Origin of the sequence: Rhodococcus sp. 14-2470-1a (assembly GCF_002259425.1) — a bacterium.
Lineage (GTDB): Bacteria > Actinomycetota > Actinomycetes > Mycobacteriales > Mycobacteriaceae > Rhodococcoides > Rhodococcoides fascians_E.
In genome coordinates this window covers 24,818-43,298 of sequence record NZ_NPFZ01000065.1, presented here as the reverse complement: position 1 = coordinate 43,298, position 18,481 = coordinate 24,818, and the positions used below count along the sequence as shown (strand labels likewise).

Below are 18,481 nucleotides of genomic sequence, written 5' to 3'. Positions count from 1 at the left end.
GGACGGACGACGATGGACGAGCCCGACCAGTCGAACGGCCGCACCGATCCGGTGTGCCGCATGGGTAGATTTTTCGCTTTCACCACACACCGAGCGGGGGCGCAGCGACCATGGCGCGTGACGACCAGGATCAACCGTCCCTGTTTTCGATCGGAGAGGGGACCGACGATGTCGGAACCGGAGATGAACGTGGATCTGCGGATCCGCGACGAAGTGCGCAGGATCTGGGGGGAGTGGATCGGACTCGATCCGGACCTGCCCGAGGCCGTACGCGAGGAACAGATCGAACGCGAAGCGGCGCGACTGACCCAACTGGTGGAGGAAACGGTGGGGGACAGCGCCCACGGCTTCCTGATGGATCGGTGGCGGGCCGAGAACCCGGGAGTGACACCGGACTACCCCACGACCGTGGCGTTGATGACCACGGCCTGGCACTCGGCACGATCGAAGATCCTCGAGGAACACCTGTACCCGCAGGTGACCGAGGAGATCTACCAACGGGTGATCTCCACGGACGCAGTGATCGAGGAGGAGCGCCGAGCGCACCTGCAGAGCGCGCAGGACAAGGGCGACGAGATGCGTTGGACGACACTGTCGGTGGACATCTCGCCGCTGGCGAGCCGGATCGTGGACCGGGTGTGGATGGACCGTCCGGGTCGATTCCTGCTGCTCGCCCAGGCGCTGATCCAGCAACGACTCGACGACAACCAGCCGACGCCGACCACAGCGAGCGATCCGATCGCCGCGGAGCTCGAAACGTTGATCCTCGACGAGATGGACCGGACGCCGGGCGCGACTCCCTTCTGACCCTTCGGGCGCAGTGGGTCGACGCCCACACGGCCACCGCCGACATTCTGCACCGAGGAGGCCGTCTCAGGCAGCACCTCGACAACGCCGAGCGCGCGCTCGAACGCGCACGCCAGCAAGACAACCGCGACGGCATCGAGGCACTGACACAGCGGATCTCGGACCTGTCCTACCGGCGCACCCGACTGCTCGCCGACTACGAGCGCGCCCGCGCGGCCGAAGGGCAGCTCGGCAACGCCCTGCGCGCCGCCGGGATCGATCCCGCCTCGATCAACCACAGCGCCGTCGCCCGCGCCGACGCCGCGCAACGCCGCACGCCGCCGACCTGGGCCAACGACCCCGCCACCGGACGCCAACTCGACACCCTGCGCACGCTGCTCGCCCGATCCGGACTACCCGACGACACCGTCGACGCGCGCCTGACCAAAGCCGAGGCCGACCGCTCCATCAAGGCCATCCTCGCCGGCGAGCTGCCACTGCTGCGCAGCACCGACGATGCAGCGCCGCCGGCACCCCCGCAGGCGTCGGCACACGAGGTACTCACCGAGCGCATCCGCGCCGCCGTCCTCGCCGACGCGGATCTGACCGTCTCGGCTCAGGCGTCGTCGAACACCTTCGCCCAGTTCCAGTCGTGGGCGCTGGCACGGACGAAAACGGTCATGCTCGACGCCGTCGTGGGCGTCGACGACACCGACACCGCGCTCACCGGCGCCGCACAATCGCTGTTGGCCGATCCTGCCCGCCTCGATGCACTTCCCCACGAGCTGGTCGACTTGCTCTGGCAGACCCACCACCGGGCACCCGAGGCAGACCCCACAGAGCCGGACACCACAGGGCCAGAGACCACCGACGAAGCTGCACGTCAGCACCTGGCCCAGAACGAGCTCGACAATGCCGCCACTGCTGCGATCGTCGACTTCGACGATCGCGGCCGCCGCGCCTACGACCCGCGCGCGCCCTTTGCCGCGCCCGATCCCTCCGCCGACCCCGTCGTCGGCGCAGCACTCGAATCCCTGCCCTCCGACAGCGTCGACGCCACACAGATCCGCGCCGACTTCATCCACGGCTACGCCACCGCCGCCAGCACCGATGCTGCCAGGCGCGCCGCTGCGGCCACCGAAACATCGCTTCCCGCTGACGATTCCGCCGACACCGCGACACCCCGCGAGGTACACGCTGCGCCGGTCGAGGTGCCCCAGTACGAGACCGGAGAACCCCTCACCAGCCCGTTGTGGCGCAGCAACAGTCTCATCGCCGCCCAACGCCCCGACGGCTCCACCGTCTACATCAGCGCCGACACCGCCCGCCGCTATGCCGCCGTCTCCGACACCGTCACGCCAGAACCCGAACCCCAGACCGCGACCGGACCGGAAGCGACGCCCGAACCCGAGACCGCCGCCGAACTCGGCGGCGTCGACGCGGGCGGACCGAGCCGGGAACCGTTAGGTAGCGGTGTCGACTCCGCTGACCACTCAGCCCGATTTACTGCTCCCGCAGTCGATTTCGTTCTCGGCACGGACGTTCTCGTCCCATCCGGAGCCAAAGCCCGAGCCCGCGCCAACCTCGATGCCCTCGCCATCGTTCAGCGGTTGGCCACCGAGTCCCGCCCCGCCACCGACGCCGAGCAGGACGCACTGGCTCGCTGGTCGGGATGGGGCGGCGTGCCGCAGATATTCGACACCGCCAAGACCGAATGGGAGCCCGAGCGCGAGGAACTGCGCACCCTGCTCAGCGCCCCGGACTACGCCGCAGCCCGCTTGAGCACCGTCAACGCCCACTACACCGATCCCGCCATCGCTTCTGCCCTCTGGCGCGCGGTCGAACGCGCCGGTCTGCCCGAGGGTGCCCGCGTCCTCGAACCGGGTTGCGGCAGTGGACACTTCGTCGGTCTCGCCCCCACCGGAACGAAGATGGTCGGCGTCGAGCTCGACCCCATCACTGCAGCGATCGCCCATCACCTCTATCCGAACCAGCACATCCGCAACCACGGATTCGAGGCAGCGTTCGCCGGCGACGGCACCTTCACCGCAACCATCGGCAACGTCCCGTTCGGTGACTATCCGGTCTACGACGACATTCACAACCCCAACAGTCGCTCGATCCACAACCACTTCATCATCAAATCCCTGCACCTGACCGCCCCCGGCGGGTACGTCGCGGTCATCACCAGCACGTTCACTTCCGATTCGGTGCGCCCGGCCGCGCGGCGCGAGATCGCCGCCCTGGGTGACCTCGTCGGCGGCGTCCGGCTGCCGTCGGCCGCGCATCGTCGCCAGGCCGCCACCGACGTGCTCACCGACGTGCTGATCTTCCGCAGGCGAGAGCCGGGCCGCGAGGCCACCGAACAGACCACGCTGTGGACCGAGGTCGCCCAAGTCACCCTTCCCACTGGGAACGGAGACAGCACCGCACCGGCCCACCTGAACCGGTACTTCAACCGGCACCGAGACCGCATCCTGGGCACCGTCGAGGTCGGTTCCGGAATGTACGGCTCGACCACGATGAAAGTCGTTGCCCCGCAATCGCAATCCGTACCAGCCCTGCTGACGCGGGCGCTGGAGAACATCGTCGACGATGCCCTGGACTCGGGCCTGGCGATGACCGCCGCGGCTCCAGATCGAACCCAGCATCACGAGCTCGATACCGCCGGCCTGCACACCGACTCCGGGACCGATACCGGAACCATCCCCGGCACACTGCGATTCGACGCCCACAGCTCCCGGTGGGAGCAGTACCAGGTCGGTGCCGGATGGGTTCTCACCCCCGCCAAGGGCCGCGAGATCAACGATCAGTGGCAACGACTGCTCGCCATGGGCGATACCGTCCTGGACATCGGTGAGAGCGCGCGCACCGCCGACTCGACCCCCGAGCACCGACAAGACCTGCGCGAGAAGCTCGATCGGCAATACACCGACTACACCAACCGATACGGCTTCATCAACCGGTTCAAGTGGACCAACCACGCCACTGAGAACAGCCCCGAGAAGACCGCCGAGAACTTCACCGCCCTCGAAGCGCAGTGGCGCATCGACGCAGCCGGGCAGGCCGCCCTCGATCGAGGGGTGGATCCCGACGACCTCGCAGACCTCGATCTACCCCCCTACGGGGGTGAGATGCCCACCGAGGTCACCGAAGCACTGCTGGAGAAGGCGCGCACACCGGCGCAGGGGCCCCGTAAGAGCCGCCATCACCTTCAAGGGGCCATCAGCTTCGACCCCCGCATGGCGATGGTCCGCTCGCTCGAACTCTTCGACGACGAGACCGAGCAGGCCACCAAGACCTCGATCTTCGATACCGACGTCACTTTCACCACCGAAAGCGCCACCAGCGCGGCCGGCATCGACGAAGCGATCGCCATCGCCTTCGATGAACGCGGCAGCATCGACCCCGAACGGGTGGCCGAGCTGCTCGATACCGACGTCGAGGACGTACTAGACCGATCCCGAGGCAAGATCTACCCCTCACTCACCGATCCGAGTACCTACGAGGTCGCCGGCCAATTCCTCGCCGGCGACGTCCGCAGCAAGCTCGCCCGCGCCCGCGTCGCCGAAGCCGAGAACCCCGACGTCTACACCGGTGTCGTCGACGCCCTCGAGGCCGTCGTGCCACCGGATGCCGACCCCGCGCGCATCGGGGTGCGTCCCGGCGCGGAATGGGTCGGAGTCGACAACCACAAGCAGTTCCTGGTCCAGGAGTTCGGGATCGACCCCGACGAGCTGACCGTCTCGTACGCCGCAGTCAACGCGACCTGGCAGTTCGAGACCAGTTCGGCCCCGAACTGGGACGACCCGCAAGGCTACGAGGACCCGTGGGGCATCGCCGGCCGCTACTCCGGGCTCGAGCTGTTCACCGCGATCGCCAACAACAAGCCCGTCGAAGTGCTCAAGACCGAGAGCGAGCTCGACCGCGAGCCCAAACCGCGATTCCACCCCAAACACACCACCGACCTGCGCAATCGCGCGGTACGGCTGGAAGAGAAGTTCGTGCAGTGGCTCTGGTCCGATCCGGCCCGCTACGAGCACCTCACCGAGGTCTACAACGGGCGGTTCAACCGGTTCGTCAAACCCCAGTTCGCCACCGAGCACAAGCAGTACCCGGGCCTGAACCCCAACTACATTCCGTACTACTACCAGTGCCAAGCCGAACAACGTCTGACTCACGGGGAGACGATCCTGCTCGATCACTGCGTCGGATCGGGCAAGACCCTCACCATCACCATCAGCTGCATGGAGATGCGCCGACTCGGACACAAACGCCAGCCGTGGGTGGTCGTGCCGAACCACCTCGTCGACCAGTGGGCCGCCGAGGTTCGCGATGCCTACCCGGCCGCGAAAGTGCTCGTCGGCGGCGACCTGTCCGGGCCCCGCGACCGGCAACGCTTTATCGGCCAAACAGCGGTGACCGACTGGGACATGGTCATCGTCCCCGAATCGGTGATGAAGCTGATCGCGGTCAGCAAGGACACCGAGCTCGCCTACATCGAGACCCGCATGATGGAACTACGCGAAGGCCTCGAACGCGCCAAGGAGACCGGCGGCGAGCACACCGTCAAACAGATCGAACGCGTCCTCAAACGCGAACAAGCCAAACAGCAGAAACTGGTGTCCTCCAAAGCATCCGACACCGGACTGACATTCGAGCAGTCCGGCTGCGACTTCCTCTGGGTCGACGAGGCGCACTACTACAAGAACCTCGCCCGCACCTCCAACTCCGCCGACCTGTCCCTGCCCGAGGGATCGCAACGCGCCTCCGACCTGGAGATGAAAGCGCGCTGGCTACGCGACCGCGCCATCCTGCGCAACGTCGAATCCGGACAACCCGACGCCCCCGCGAAAGCGATCGCCTTCGCCACCGGAACACCGGTGAGCAACTCCCTGTCCGAGCTGTGGGTGATGAACCGCTATCTGCGCCCCGATCTGCTCGACGCCGCCGGAATCGGCCACATCGACGCCTGGGCACAGACATTCGCCAAACAGCGCACCACCGTCGAAATGAACATCACCGGTACCTCACTGCGGCCGATCTCGCGGATGGCCGAGTACCAGAACTTGCGGCAACTGATCGCCATGGTCGATCAATTCCGCGACGTGGTCACCGAGGACCAGATCCCCGTCGAGTTGCCGCGAATGCGCACCGGCAAGCCGCTGGTCGTCGAATTCGACCTCGCACCGCAGGTCCGAGACTTCATGTTCGATCTCGACGAACGCATGGCCGCGACCTCCGGACGCAGCATGGACGTCGACAACGCGTTGAAGATCTCCAACGACGGCCGCAACGCCTCCCTGCACCCGACCCTGGCGAAACTGCCCGAACCGGAACCCGAACACGACCGAGTCGCCGTCGCAGCGGATCTGCTCTGGAACACCCACCTCGAGCACCGCGACCTGTTCACCCCCGCCGACCGGCACGGCCCCGACGCCCGCGGGGTATTCCAGATGGTCTTTTGCGACCGCGGCACCCCCAAGGCCGGCGGGGCGGCGGACAAGAGTCTCTACGCTCGCCTGCGAGAAGCGTTGGTGGACAGAGGAATGGAGCGATCGGAGGTCGTGTTCATTCACGACTACCCGACACCGAAACAGAAGCAGCAGCTCTTCGCCGACTGCCGCGCCGGCAAGGTTCGCGTGCTGATCGGCTCGACACCCAAGCTCGGCACCGGCGTCAACGCCCAACGCCTGCTCAAGCAACTCATCTCCCTCGATCCCGCGTGGACCGCAGCCGACATGCAGCAGCGGTTCGGGCGCATCATCCGGCAGGGCAACGTCCACCGCGAGGTCGACGTGGTCAACATCGTCGCCCGACGCTCCTACGACGCCACCATGTGGCAGATCATCGAACGCAAAGCCCACTCCGTCCAGCAGCTACGCGGAGGCGAGATCCCCGACACGATGGAAGACGTCGGCGGCGACATCGCCCTGTCGGCCGCGCAGACCAAGGCCGCCGCCACCGGCGACCCCGTCTACGTCCGCGCGATCGAGCAGCAGGCGCACGTCGACGCGCTCGAATCCGAACAGACCATGATCGCCAACGCGAACGCCTCCCGCCGCGCGGCCATCGACCGCCTCGACCGCGCCGCCCAGCGCCTCGACGCCGACATGCCCACTATCGAGGCCAATGCCGACCGCGCTGCAGCATGGCTCGACATCGACGACCGCGCCGAGAAGATGATCACTATCGATCACCGGACCGCCGCCGACGACGACACCGAATCGCTCGTCGACGCGCTGCAGAACGTCCTGCGCACCACCTACATCGACATGCGAGCAGTCAAGAGCGGACGACCGAGCGAGTTCGCGGAGATCGCCGGCGTCGCGATCGCCGGCACCTACCGCCCGGTCAACGACCAGCTCGAACTCTCCATACCAGCAGGCCCGAAACGCTACGTCGAGCACCGCAAACTCACCGAAGCGATGTCCAGTACCACCGCCGCACGCGGGATCCTCCAGCAGATGCGCAACATGATCAAAGAGCTGCCCGTGCGCGCGACCGCAGCTCATGCCGACCGCGCACACATCGCCGGGAGACTGACCGAGCTCACCGCGCAGGAAGACCGAACCTTCACGCGCACCGACGAACTCGCCCAGGCCCGCTACGCGCTCGCCGAACTCAAAGCAGACGTCAACGCCCGCGAGAACTCACCCGAAGCGCTCACCGAACGCGGCCGCGACCTCGACCGGCGCCGATCGCAAGGGCTATACCCGAAATGGAGCCTCGACCTCAACCCCACCCCCGCACACGCGGACGCCCAACACAGCAGCCGCGCAGCACTCGTCCAGTCCGTCCCCGACCGGATGCAGGCCTTCGCCGAAAAGTGGGCCGCAGCCCAAACCGAGCGAGACGCACGCCGCGCCGACTACCCATGGAAGCCGAAATCGCCTGACGGATCACGCTTTCAACGCGGAGCAGACCGCGACAGCGGTGCACCAGGAGCGGCGATCCAATGGACTGACCGCACCTGGCACTGGACCGCATGGACAGGCCCCGACAACTCGACCTCCGGGTTCGAGGAACGCCGCGACTCGGCCCGTTACGCCGCCGAAGGCGCACTACGCGACCTCGAAACCGAGGCATCGAGTCACGAATCGCCTCAGGCCGAGCGAGACGTATCGCCGCTCAAATCCATGCTCAACCGCCAGTCCACCAAGAAGGCCGGCACCATCCGCCCGCCTGCGCCGGAACCGGATCGACACCGCGATCACGGCCTGGACAGGTGAACCGGTCGGCTGACTGGTGGTCAGGGACGCAGCACAGCATCCCAGACATCGGAACTCTTCAAATCGACGGGCAAGTCGAACTGGTCCTCGAACCACCGTTTGAACCCCTCCGTGCGACTAGGTGAATCGAACCATTCGACGAAGGCTTCGACGAGCGCGAGCGCCTTCTTGATCCTTGGGTGCTGCTGATTGAGTGCGACCTCGAGCGGGGGGTCGTTGTCGATCACCAAAAAACCGCGTTCGGCGGCGTCGTAGAACGCGGGATTTTCGTCGTCTACGTCATGAAAGCTGTCGGGCAGGATCAGATCGTCGTTGGAGACATGGAAGCGAATCGCCGTGATTACGGAGCCTGGCATGCGGGATTCTTGAAAGTACTTGACGACCGCACCGGCAAGGTGCTCGAACTGCTCCCTTTCGCCCTCGGGCAATTCCACAGCCGCAATCTGCTCCTGGGTCTTCGCCGCTAATAGGGCGTCATAGCGATCCTCGAGCTCCCCGAACTTCTCAAGCAGAAGGTTGTAGCTTTCCGTCTTTTGCTCGAGCTGAAGTTCGATTTCGGCGACCTGTTCTGCAGAGTAGGTCTCGACCTTCCCCAGCAACTCCTCGTATCGTGAGGCGCTGACCAGCCACTTGTCCCTGTGAATAGTCCAATCTGCGGTATTCGCCTTGAGACCGAACGCTTCGATGACCCTGTCGTGCATTACGTCGAGGTCCTGCCCAGCGGTGGCCTCGTCGAGCTGACCGATCAGCATTGCTTTCAGTGGTCCCGGCAAGTCCTCTCTGGCCAGCCCAGGTGTGAGCACCGGGAGGAACGTCCCTTTCACCCATGCGGCACCCATTTCCGCCAAGCATGTCGGACGGGTGAGGTAAGTAGGGGAGACGATCGCAATGACCAATGGCGACGCCGCTGCTTCTTCCCTCATTTCGGTGAACAGGTCGAGTCCGGATGCGATCCCTGTCCCGCGCTGAGAGGTGTAGAAGACCTGTTCACGAGGGAATCCGCACCCGAGCCGGAGGATCTTTTCCACGAACTTGGAGACGTATTTTTCATCGTCACCTGCGTGACTGATGAACAGTTTCCCGGTCTTCTTGGCCATCGGACCATGCTAGTAGGCGCGTAGTGGTGGCCGAGTTACTCCAGCCTTTCCGTGCTGTCGCTTTCCAGCAATTGCAGAACACGGACCACCGTCACCGTGGCCTGCGCGGCTGCATAGGCCTCCACGTGATCGACGCCTGAGTGGGTCACACGCTGCGCGAGATCCCACGTCGCCCTGACGAAGACGCGCAACTCCTTGTGCGAGCTTCCGGCGGCGTATCGCTTCAGATACAGCCCTATCCATTGCTTCGCATCTGCCGCCTTGGGTTCGTCGTCCCCGTCCGGTACCAAGTCGGGGTCTCGAATGATCGAGGTGGCGTCGATGAGGATCTCGCGGGCCCGTCGGCCTACGTCTTGGCGGTCGTCATCGGTGCGCGCCTGCTCCAGTGCACGCGCTAGACCATCGATACGATCTTGCAGACTTGCCCACGTCGGGTCGGCAGTGGTGGAGGCGGTAACCAAAGCGCCCGACCCCTGAATGCTCGTCAGTGTGGCCGCTGTGTCCGCTACGAGGGTGCTGACGAACTCCCTGCGGTGAACCCATGTGGAGAGATCACCTTTGCTCCAGCGTCCGCCCCATTCCCCAAGCGTGCTGTAGGGGATGGGGTTCGGCACCCCCAATTGCTGAAGCAGTCTCTTTAGCTGTTTGTGGCCCGTTTGGTACTCACTGTCGGCCTTTGCTTTCTTCGTCGATCCAATCCTCGTATCGGTCGTCGACGCCGCGACCAGACGAGCAGCTTGCAGGTCGAGCATCTCAGCGGCTTGTCGAGCGATGTGCTGCCTCGATGGGAGGTCCTTATCGGTCATGAAACCAGGATGCCGGTAGACCTGACGTCGACTGCGGTCGCGTGGCGATTCAACGGTGAGGGGCGCTGTGGCTACACCCCGTAGGTGCGATGCACCCCTGTCGTCTACCGTCTCGAATCGTGCACGCTTACGTCGACGAAACCAAAAGCAGAGGTCTCGTCGTCGTGGCCGCGATTGCCGATGTCCGCGACCTTCAGGCCTCACGCAAAACACTCGTGGCACTGCGCCTGCGAGGGCAGGAGCGCATCCACTTCAAGTCCGAAAGCGACTCTCGTAGACGAACCATCGCCGACGCCATCGCCGGGCTGCCCATCCGCATTCACGTCTATGACGCAGCAGCACTGCCCGAACGAGAAGGTCGCACCCAGGCACTGCAAATGCTCGTGGCCGACCTCGCAGGTATGTCGGCCACCCGCCTGGTCATCGAGCAGGACGACTCCCTACTCAGAGCAGACCGACAAACACTGTTCGCCGCAACTCGTAAGCAACAGATCCAGGATCGCTTGGCCTACGAGCACCTCCGCGCCAAACAAGAGCCCATGCTGTGGGTGCCGGACGCAGTGGCATGGTGCCTGGCCAAAGGCGGACATTGGAAGACGCGAATCGAGCCGATGATCACCACCTACAACACGTTGACTTGACCGAGTGAACTCCCTCCGACCCTTAGTCTTGCGCCTGAGTTCCACACTGAAACCCGTGTAGTTCCCAAATGGGAACCCGAAACGTATGATTCTGAAATGGAGTCCACACTCGATCCCAGCACTGTGCTTATGGCCGGATCCGCCAAGACCATCGCCGACGTACACGTGGCCACGTTCGAGCAACTCGTGGAAATGCTGGTGCTCAACCCCACCGTCAAACAGTTGCTTGCAGCCGGATACACACACGCGCAAGTGGCGCGAACCGTGCACATCAGGAAACAGCAGGTCGGACGCCATGCCCGCACGGCATTTCATCCGGTGACCCTTGCGGATGGGTTGCACTCGATCGACGTGTGGGCGCTCGCCCTCTCGCTGTGGGGGGACTCCGAACAACGGCTGCAGCTCGCGATCGACACCGCATTCGAGTGGGATGCCACGCGGCTGGCCGACGTCGCGCTGCCAGAACAGAATCTTGAGCAATACCGGATCGGTTCTGTAGCCGATGAACTCGACACGTACGGCTGCGCATTCGCTCGATGCGAGGCAGCGCGTCCGTATACGCCGCGCCAGGAGGACTCGAACGCGGCACGAATCGATGCGTTACGCGCCAGAGCAGCCGGAGCGAGCGAACTCGACCTGAGCGACCGCGAGGACGAAATACTCGGGCTTCTGCGCACCCCCGTGGTTCCGGAAGTCCCCGACTTCCTGTTCCGAAACCGGCATCTGCGATACACCAACACTACGTCGAACAGTCAGCCCTGGGCAGTCAAGTACGAACAGCGGCACGTACGCGAGCACACCGAAATGAAACGGTACGGCCAGCTACTTCCCACGCTGCCTGACGACTCCAATGACCCGCGCGTGCTCGCCCGCGACCTCGTGCTGTTGAACCTGGGCGATGCACGAGTGGTGTCCCTACCCTCGTCGGACACTGCCCCGTTCGAGAGCCGCAGTCGGGTACTCGAGCGGTTTGCGGGTGTGCTCGGCGTTCGGCTGGATGAGTCGCAAACCTATGCCGAAGGCAAGACAGTCTCCGAGGTCGAGTCCGAGATTTTGGGTGCGTTGGACAAGTACCTGAATGCTGAACTCGCTGCCCGTTCAAGCACGTCGCAAACGCTGTAGATACGCAAAACCCGGCTCACCAACCGTCCGGAAGGCTGCCGGGTTCACTTCGACGAGGCTAGTGCCTCACGCCAAGATATTATCGCACCGAATCTCGGATACGTCCAGTGCCGAACCCATGCCTTGCCGATGATAGGTGGACGGATCCGTGGCCGGTAGAGCCCTCGGGGTGCGCATCGGTTCAGGCGTCGGTACCGTGGATGGCTCAGTTTCCTCCAGCGAAAGGAAGTGCCCGAATGCTCGGACTCGGCCCGCTCGGTTTCTGGCTCCGTGATTGGAGCGGCGCGATGGGTAACGTCGCCCCCCAAGGCCCCATGGCTTGATTCCCTGTACGCAAAGGGCACGGACAGTCATTGTCCGTGCCCTTTCTCGTCTAATCAAGCTCCGAGGACAGAAACACAAGAGAGTTGCGTCGATGGGCTTCCCGCGGATGTCAGTGCATCACAAGGCCGCGGGCGATCCGCCGGGCCCGTTCGATCAGGGTGGCCGGCCGCTACGCATCGTCCTCGACGTAGCGCCGGACAAGCGCCGGATCGAAGAGTGGATCGATCCCCCCCTCGACATGCCGGACCCGGAAACCTTTCTGTGGTCGCTGACAGAGGACGACAGTATCGACCGCTACTGGATCGGCACCGCCAACGACCCGGCAGACGCCGGCCGGGTCCTCATACCACCAGGCCCCCTCGCCCCGGATGCCCACGACTACCTGGAGTTCTCGACCATCGACGGCCCGGGGCGACGGACCGGACATGCAATCTGGCCCTACAGCACCTACGAAAAGATCGCTCTGCGTGACGCCGGAGCCCAGGGAGTGAGCGCCGGACAGTGGTTGAAGGAACTTCTCGTCGCAAAGGCCAGCAGCACAATGCCCGCCGATCTGCTGGCCACCACCAATCCGCGCATCCTGTCCAGCCAGGCGACCGACATAACGAACGCGCACCCCTATTCCGCAGCCGAGGCCGTAGGGGTCGTCGGGCTGTACCTCCGCAATAAGGGGAAATACCCCGTCATCGGACCGGATCAACTGGTACTCGACGAACGCTCGACGTTCCTTCTGGCAGTCGAGGAACTCCTCCCGTCGTGGCGGGTGTGGGCCTCCGAGCTCAGCCAACACAGTCGCACGACCGGCAACGACACTGCTGCACTGTTGGCCCAGACGGTCCGGGAACGCATCATCCGGATGTTGCGGTGCCGCGACCAACTGCTCATCGCATCCGTGGCTACACAGACCAACAACACCGCGGACCGTACGGTCGAATTCCTGGACTACTTTCTGGTCAATCTCGTCGGGGCTTTCGACGCAGCGGCTAGGGCTGCTCACCTCGTCTACGATTTGCCGAAGAACGAACGTAGACAGGCGGGTTGGCAAAACAGACAGTGGCTGAAGAAACTGGGCAACGCCAAACTCACGGCCCTGTTCAAACGGCGCAGCGACGGCTATCGGATGTTCGAGGTCTGCCGCATTCTCCGAAATACTGTCCACAGCGAAGGGCTGTCGCCTATTGCGTTGAAGGAACCGCAGGTTGCGCACCTGCAGACCCTCGTGAGGCTGCCCCAGGAGGAAGCCGACGACCTTGTCCGACTCTTCACCCAGCTCGGCGGATACAACACTTGGGGATTACGACGCTTAGGTGTCGGGATCGGTGACTACGTCGACGCGGCGACGTTCATCGAGCGGCTTATCCCCTTGGCAATGGCCGTGTTGGATAAAGCTCTTGTGAACACGCCTGCTTCCGCACTGACCGGCATCGTTCAATCCCCGACCGGGCTTCCTCCAACGAACAGTGCGCGCGACAGTCCTGGCACGCGCGCACGTGTGATGCTCCTGCTCAGACTCGCGAAGACGTGAGGGGTCAGCGTCGGGCTGTCTGTCCGTAGCACGGCGAGCCCCAGAGACCGGCACCGTTGCGTTGCGCTGTCGATTGTGCGGCAACGATATTCGCCGCTTCAGAGAGCTGCTGGTTCTTGTAGGTGTAGGCGCGGGCCATACCCGATTCGGCTGCGAATGCGCTGTAGTTGCTCCCATCCGGGAGGACGACGTACCGCAGGGCACGGCCGTAGCGGTCGGTGTCGTCTGCGACCGGATCGCTTGTGAGGGTGACAGCGGCGTTGTCTAGCTGCTGGTGCGCCCACGCGCTCGCTTCCGGCCCCCAGCACTCCACCGGTGCGTCGGGGGCGACTGTCTCGGGGGTATCGATACCGAGAACGCGAACTCGTACCGGGTCACCCCCTGTGGACAGGCGCACCTCCACCGTGTCTCCATCAATGACCCGTTCCACGACCCCGCTGGACACAGAGACAGCCTCATGGGCCGTCTCAGGCGTCGGGGGAGCGATCAGGGGATTGCACCCCGCCAGCAGCGCAGCAGCAACAGGGACAGCCACACAGGCCGTGAAAACTCGGACGGTCGGCCGATATCGTGTCCGTACCCGGCTCATGCTTGTCCAAAGACAACGAGAATGCCGATCAGGTACGCGCCGAGCGCGACGATCGCCAGCCCCGCCACCGCCATGACGGAATGTGCGACCAGGACCGAGCAGTGCCGAAGCGGAGTCCGGCTGCGACGATGCGCCCTCGACGGAATCCAATAGTCGCGCAGCTCCGATACGAGCTTCAGCGCCAAGAGCCACGCTGCAATCTGCACGATCACGGTGGTGCCCGATGAGAGCGCATCCGTCATCCGCTCGACTGGAGTCCCTGCGGGCCAGTCGTAGTACGACAGGTCGGGGGACCAGCCCCGCCATGCCAGGATCGCGAACGCGATCGACACCGCTAATGCAGCTGCCAGATACGCGGCCGTCACGCCGGGGTGAGTGATGCGGCTTGCTGCGCGAGTGTGTGCGTCCGCGATCGAGGCGAGCTGGCGACCGGTGATGACCGGTTGCCGCCCCCGGCCACGCACAGCCAGCCTGCGCTCGACTTCCAGTATTGCCGCCGAATGCGCGGCCGCACGCTCGGCCGGCGTCGACGACAGACCGTGCCGCGCACGGAAACGTTTCTGGTCACGGTCTATGTCGCGGATCCACTCGTCGCGATCGCTCTCGGGGGTGTACCGCACCTCGATGCCCCCGACCGCGCTGACGATCGAGCTGAGCATGGAGCTGGGGTGGTGCCGTGTACTCGTCTTCATGGTCGTTGCTCGCCTTCTTGGTTTTTCGTTGGTAGTCGAGTTGGTGGTCACAGGGGTTGCACTCCGCCGGCGGCGAGAACGCTCACGGCCCAGATGGCCCACATCACGGCGAGGCTGCTCGCCAGGCGTACCGAGTTCTTCCATGCGGTCAGCGCCCAGCGCCGTCCGTTCATGCAGTCGAGGGCGACGGCGATGAGGCTGCCGATCGACAGCGCGGAGACGACGGTGATGATCGCCCACCAGCCCTGTGCCACAGCATCGTCGGCGGCTTCACGCCGGACGGGGTCGGCCGAGCCGCTCGACGAGGACAGGACCCACTCGGCGAAGGGTATCGACCAGGTGAGCCACCAGGTGACGGCCGCCAAGGCAATCGCCGCCAGTAGTTGGGTCCGATCGCTCGGCGCTGTCGACGATTCGATTGCGGGTGCAGGTGCTGTTCTCATGGGAGAGGCCTTCTCTCGGTGACGATGGCGGTCAGGGGGTCAGATATTTCGGTGTCTGCCAGTCCTCGGGTGGATAGGCGATCAGCAGCGAGCCGTGGCCGGGCCAGCTCCCGTCGACGTCGGCGTTGCTCATGGGTCCGGATTCGCCGTCGAGGAGCACACGCATGTGGGGGTCGCAGTGCCGAAGCCACCAGCTCGACATCGCCGCCGGATCGTCCGGTGAACTGCGCGCTTCCTCGAACGCCCACCACAGGGCCTTGAGCCGCGACACGACCTCCTGGTGCTGCCACCAGCGCCGATCCCAGGACAGTCCACGGCCTGGCTTGTCGTCGATCTTGCGGTTGATGACGTGGCGGAGGTAGTTCTTCACGAAGTCCTCGAGCCGCAGAAACGCCGGGGCCGGCAACTCGTCGGCGTCTTCCCCGATCGGGATCGGGTGCTCGTGCGAGAGGTCTGCGAGATCGTCCGCGATCCAACCTTCTGGAACTGGATCGCACGTCAGGGGTCCGTAGCCACCCCAGGTTCCGGTGTCGTCGGCTCCGCTCATCGGCCCGGTGACGCCGTCGAGAAGCATCCGCAGGTGAGGTTCGCAATGCTCGACCCACCATCCCGACATCGCTGCCCGGTCCTCGACCGAACGGCGCGCGGACTCCCAGGCCCACCACAGAGCGGTCAGGCGGGCGACCGCTTCACCGTGCCTCCACCACCGGGCATCCCAGGTCAGTCCGTGACCGGGTCGGTCGCTGATCCGTCGCTGGATCACCCTGGCGAGGTAATGCTGAACCCAGTCATCGACCGACTCGTACGCGGGCTCGACCTCCGGTTCGGCGTCGAGATCCAGTTCCTCGTCGAGGTCGAAATCAACGTCCATCGACGCTCACCGCCGATCGGTCCCAGTCTTCGAGCTCGTACTCGTCGACGTCGTCGTGGTCTGGTTCGTAGTCGATGTTGAACGGTCCGTCGAGCAGTTCCTTCGCCTGTTCGGCGGATCCGCTGTATTCGATGATGGACTGGGTGATCATCTCGGCGTCGTCGGTGTCGGTCCACCAGACTTTCTTGATCAGAACGGGCGGGTTTTCCGGAAAGACCACGATGGCACGGCTTTTCGGGAGGGCCGCGAGTTCGTTGATCGGAAGAATGGGCCGTTCTTGCCAGCTGTGCGACGTACTGCGGTTTCCTTGGCCGTTGCTGCGGGTGGTGGATTGCACTTCGTGCGAACCGATTTGCTCGGACAGGTCGCTGAGGTACTGCTTGTCCTTGATGTTGCCGCCGTAGAAGTGCACGGCACCGGCGATCATCGAATCGAACTCGTCGCGGCCCCACACCCGGGCACCCTGCTGTGGTGACTGGAGAATCGCGATCGGGATGATTCCGCGGCCACCGAAATGCGAGTACTGGTCTGGCAGTTGGCGAAGCAGGACGGTGTTCGCGGCCTCGTCGAGAACGGCAACGAGAGGAACGTCGAGCCGGCCTCCCTGAGTGCGAATGGTGGGCTGCCACATCCTGGTCGGCCACCACCGCGGCATCTGCTTGTCGTAGGTGCGTGCCGGGGTCCGTGAGGCCAGCGCAGTGGCTTCGTCGAAGATCTGCCCCACCAGTGCGGTGGTCAGCGGTGCCGCCGAATCCGGTCCTTCGAGCGAGAGCGCGTAGAGGGTGTCGGTACTGGCCACGAACGCCCGCGGATCGAACTCGCGGCGATCGTGCAGCGGCTCCCCGTACCGCGTGGTCACGCGCGGGACTACGGTCTTGTCCGTCGCGTCGACCTCGATGATCGCCCGCGCAGGCGGTGTGACGGCGCGGGCGTACTCGTCGTCGGAGAGGATGTCGAGGAATCGGCGTGCCATGTCGAACAGGCCGTCGCGCTGGCGATCGGTCAAGCCTTGGGCTTCTCTCACTCGCGCTGCTGCGCGTTTCTTGTCGAACGCATCGAGGATCTGGGCGGGGGTGCCGTCCTGATCGCGGCCGAGCCAACTCACCGCGTGCAGGAGATCTCCGCCGGCCGACGCCGCAGCCAGGCAGTAGAGGGCGAGCAGCTCTTGAGCTCCACCATCGAAGTAGCCGTCGGTCTTGGCGTCTTTCTTCGTCGACGCGGACACGAAAAAGGAGGCGAGCTTGCGGGCCTGGGCGAGGGTGGTGACGTGTTTGAGCGGGTTCCACCAGAACGTGAGCTGCACCGATCCGCTGACCGCCTGCAGATCGAACACCCACACCTGCCCGTACCGTTCGCGGCCGAGGCGAGTCGCGGCATACAGGTCGGGTTTGTTGCTGGTCACGATCGTGGCCCCCGGTGCTGCCAAGGCTGCGCGCACCGCAAGGGCGACAGTCTTTCCCATCCGGGTGCCGGCCAGGGCGACCATCACCATTTCCCACGACAGGTACACCGGCTTGTCGCCTACCACGGTCGTGCCGAGGAGGAATCCCCACGACCGCGGATCGGACTTGTCGAACTGGGGCATCAGGCGATGCGACTCTTTCGGGGAGACTCCGCGAAGCTTGTTCGGTGCGACCATCGTGCGCGCGGCCCGGTCGACTTCGGTACGCCCCTTGGCTCGCCGAACTGCGATCGGCAGTGCGACCGCAACGATCGACACCACCAATGCCACGGCGATGGCCGTCGACTGCCACGGCCAGGGGCGCTGTCCGGTGAAGGACTCGAATACCCCCTGGATGGGGTTGCCGCTGGGGTCGCCGCCGGAGAGGAACGTTCCTGCCCACCACGACAACACGAGGGTGATCACGACCGCCAGGCCGATGCACAGCAGCACCGCCTGCAGAAGGTTCTCCTGTGCTCTGGCACCGGTTCCGGATCTGCGTGTCTGGGCCATCAGAGCGCCTTCCCCTCGATCGCGTCCTGGATGGTGGTAGCGGTCATCGGATCGTCCTTCTGATCGTTCGAGTCGGGTCGGGGGCGAAGGTGCACGAACACGTGCAGCAGGCCGGCCACGCCGAGGGCGAACACGGGCATGACATACGCCGTCGCCGCCAGAGCGGTGTGGGGTGTGACGATCGAGCGTCCGGCGGCTGCCGCACCGGCCAGAACGGCCAGGGTGAGGGCCACCGCTGCCGCTCTCGCCCAGGTGCGGCGGACCGACCAGAGCAGAATGATGACGGAAACGAGCAGAGCTGCAACAGTATTGATCGCCGTGAGCGCTGCGAGGTCGAACACCGATGGCGCTGGACCGATGTAGCCGATCGGGTCCGAATGGATGATGTGCCTTCTCATG

The 18,481-nt window shown here is 64.8% G+C and carries 13 protein-coding genes; 5 read left to right on the top strand and 8 right to left on the bottom strand.

Translation table 11 applies throughout. The annotated features are described in order from the left end of the window. The first annotated feature begins 12 nt into the window (after positions 1 to 12). Together CH292_RS29535 and CH292_RS29585 are read left to right on the top strand one after the other, a co-directional pair. Positions 13 to 807, top strand: coding sequence for a hypothetical protein (locus tag CH292_RS29535; protein WP_256978608.1), 795 nt, complete (start codon positions 13 to 15; stop codon positions 805 to 807). A gap of 659 nt (positions 808 to 1,466) precedes the next feature. Further along, positions 1,467 to 8,018 carry a helicase-related protein gene (locus tag CH292_RS29585; protein ID WP_306437493.1) on the top strand — a complete coding sequence of 2,184 codons (6,552 nt, stop codon included), beginning with the start codon at positions 1,467 to 1,469 and terminating at the stop codon, positions 8,016 to 8,018. A 20-nt stretch (positions 8,019 to 8,038) separates the two neighbouring features. On the opposite strand, the gene CH292_RS27800 is transcribed toward CH292_RS29585, so the two are convergent. Beyond that, positions 8,039 to 9,115, bottom strand: a complete 1,077-nt coding sequence (locus CH292_RS27800) for a toll/interleukin-1 receptor domain-containing protein (RefSeq protein ID WP_032406407.1) — start codon at positions 9,113 to 9,115, stop codon at positions 8,039 to 8,041. Positions 9,116 to 9,150: 35 nt separating this feature from the next. After that, on the bottom strand, positions 9,151 to 9,867 hold the full coding sequence (locus CH292_RS27795) for a hypothetical protein (RefSeq protein WP_143545838.1): 717 nt from the start codon (positions 9,865 to 9,867) through the stop codon (positions 9,151 to 9,153). Positions 9,868 to 10,040: 173 nt separating this feature from the next. Here CH292_RS27795 and CH292_RS27790 point away from each other — a divergent pair, with 173 nt between their 5' ends. The 3 genes from CH292_RS27790 to CH292_RS27780 all read left to right on the top strand — a co-directional run bounded on the left by CH292_RS27790 (position 10,041) and on the right by CH292_RS27780 (position 13,533). Then, complete coding sequence (locus CH292_RS27790; protein ID WP_081371410.1) at positions 10,041 to 10,562, top strand: hypothetical protein; 522 nt, start codon at positions 10,041 to 10,043, stop codon at positions 10,560 to 10,562. A 96-nt stretch (positions 10,563 to 10,658) separates the two neighbouring features. Then, on the top strand, positions 10,659 to 11,684 hold the full coding sequence (locus tag CH292_RS27785) for a hypothetical protein (protein WP_139278520.1): 1,026 nt from the start codon (positions 10,659 to 10,661) through the stop codon (positions 11,682 to 11,684). Between the two features lie 430 nt (positions 11,685 to 12,114). After that, a complete protein-coding gene (locus CH292_RS27780; protein ID WP_032406411.1) occupies positions 12,115 to 13,533 on the top strand; it encodes a hypothetical protein in 1,419 nt (472 codons plus the stop codon). 4 nt (positions 13,534 to 13,537) lie between these two features. Here CH292_RS27780 and CH292_RS27775 read toward each other — a convergent pair whose 3' ends face one another. The 6 genes from CH292_RS27775 to CH292_RS27750 all read right to left on the bottom strand — a co-directional run bounded on the left by CH292_RS27775 (position 13,538) and on the right by CH292_RS27750 (position 18,480). Next, positions 13,538 to 13,936, bottom strand: a complete 399-nt coding sequence (locus CH292_RS27775; protein ID WP_256978607.1) for a thermonuclease family protein — start codon at positions 13,934 to 13,936, stop codon at positions 13,538 to 13,540. 182 nt (positions 13,937 to 14,118) lie between these two features. Next, a complete protein-coding gene (locus CH292_RS27770; RefSeq protein ID WP_139278521.1) occupies positions 14,119 to 14,814 on the bottom strand; it encodes a hypothetical protein in 696 nt (231 codons plus the stop codon). Between the two features lie 47 nt (positions 14,815 to 14,861). Beyond that, positions 14,862 to 15,257 (bottom strand): hypothetical protein, encoded by a 396-nt coding sequence (locus CH292_RS27765; RefSeq protein ID WP_032406413.1) that lies wholly within the window; start codon positions 15,255 to 15,257, stop codon positions 14,862 to 14,864. A 31-nt stretch (positions 15,258 to 15,288) separates the two neighbouring features. Continuing rightward, positions 15,289 to 16,128, bottom strand: coding sequence for a DUF4913 domain-containing protein (locus CH292_RS27760; protein WP_052060484.1), 840 nt, complete (start codon positions 16,126 to 16,128; stop codon positions 15,289 to 15,291). After that, complete coding sequence (locus CH292_RS27755; protein ID WP_052060485.1) at positions 16,118 to 18,082, bottom strand: TraM recognition domain-containing protein; 1,965 nt, start codon at positions 18,080 to 18,082, stop codon at positions 16,118 to 16,120. The genes CH292_RS27760 and CH292_RS27755 overlap by 11 nt, the downstream gene beginning before the upstream one ends. After that, a complete protein-coding gene (locus CH292_RS27750) occupies positions 18,082 to 18,480 on the bottom strand; it encodes a hypothetical protein (RefSeq protein WP_139278522.1) in 399 nt (132 codons plus the stop codon). Before CH292_RS27750 ends, CH292_RS27755 begins: the two co-directional genes overlap by 1 nt. Between the last annotated feature and the right edge of the window lies 1 nt (position 18,481).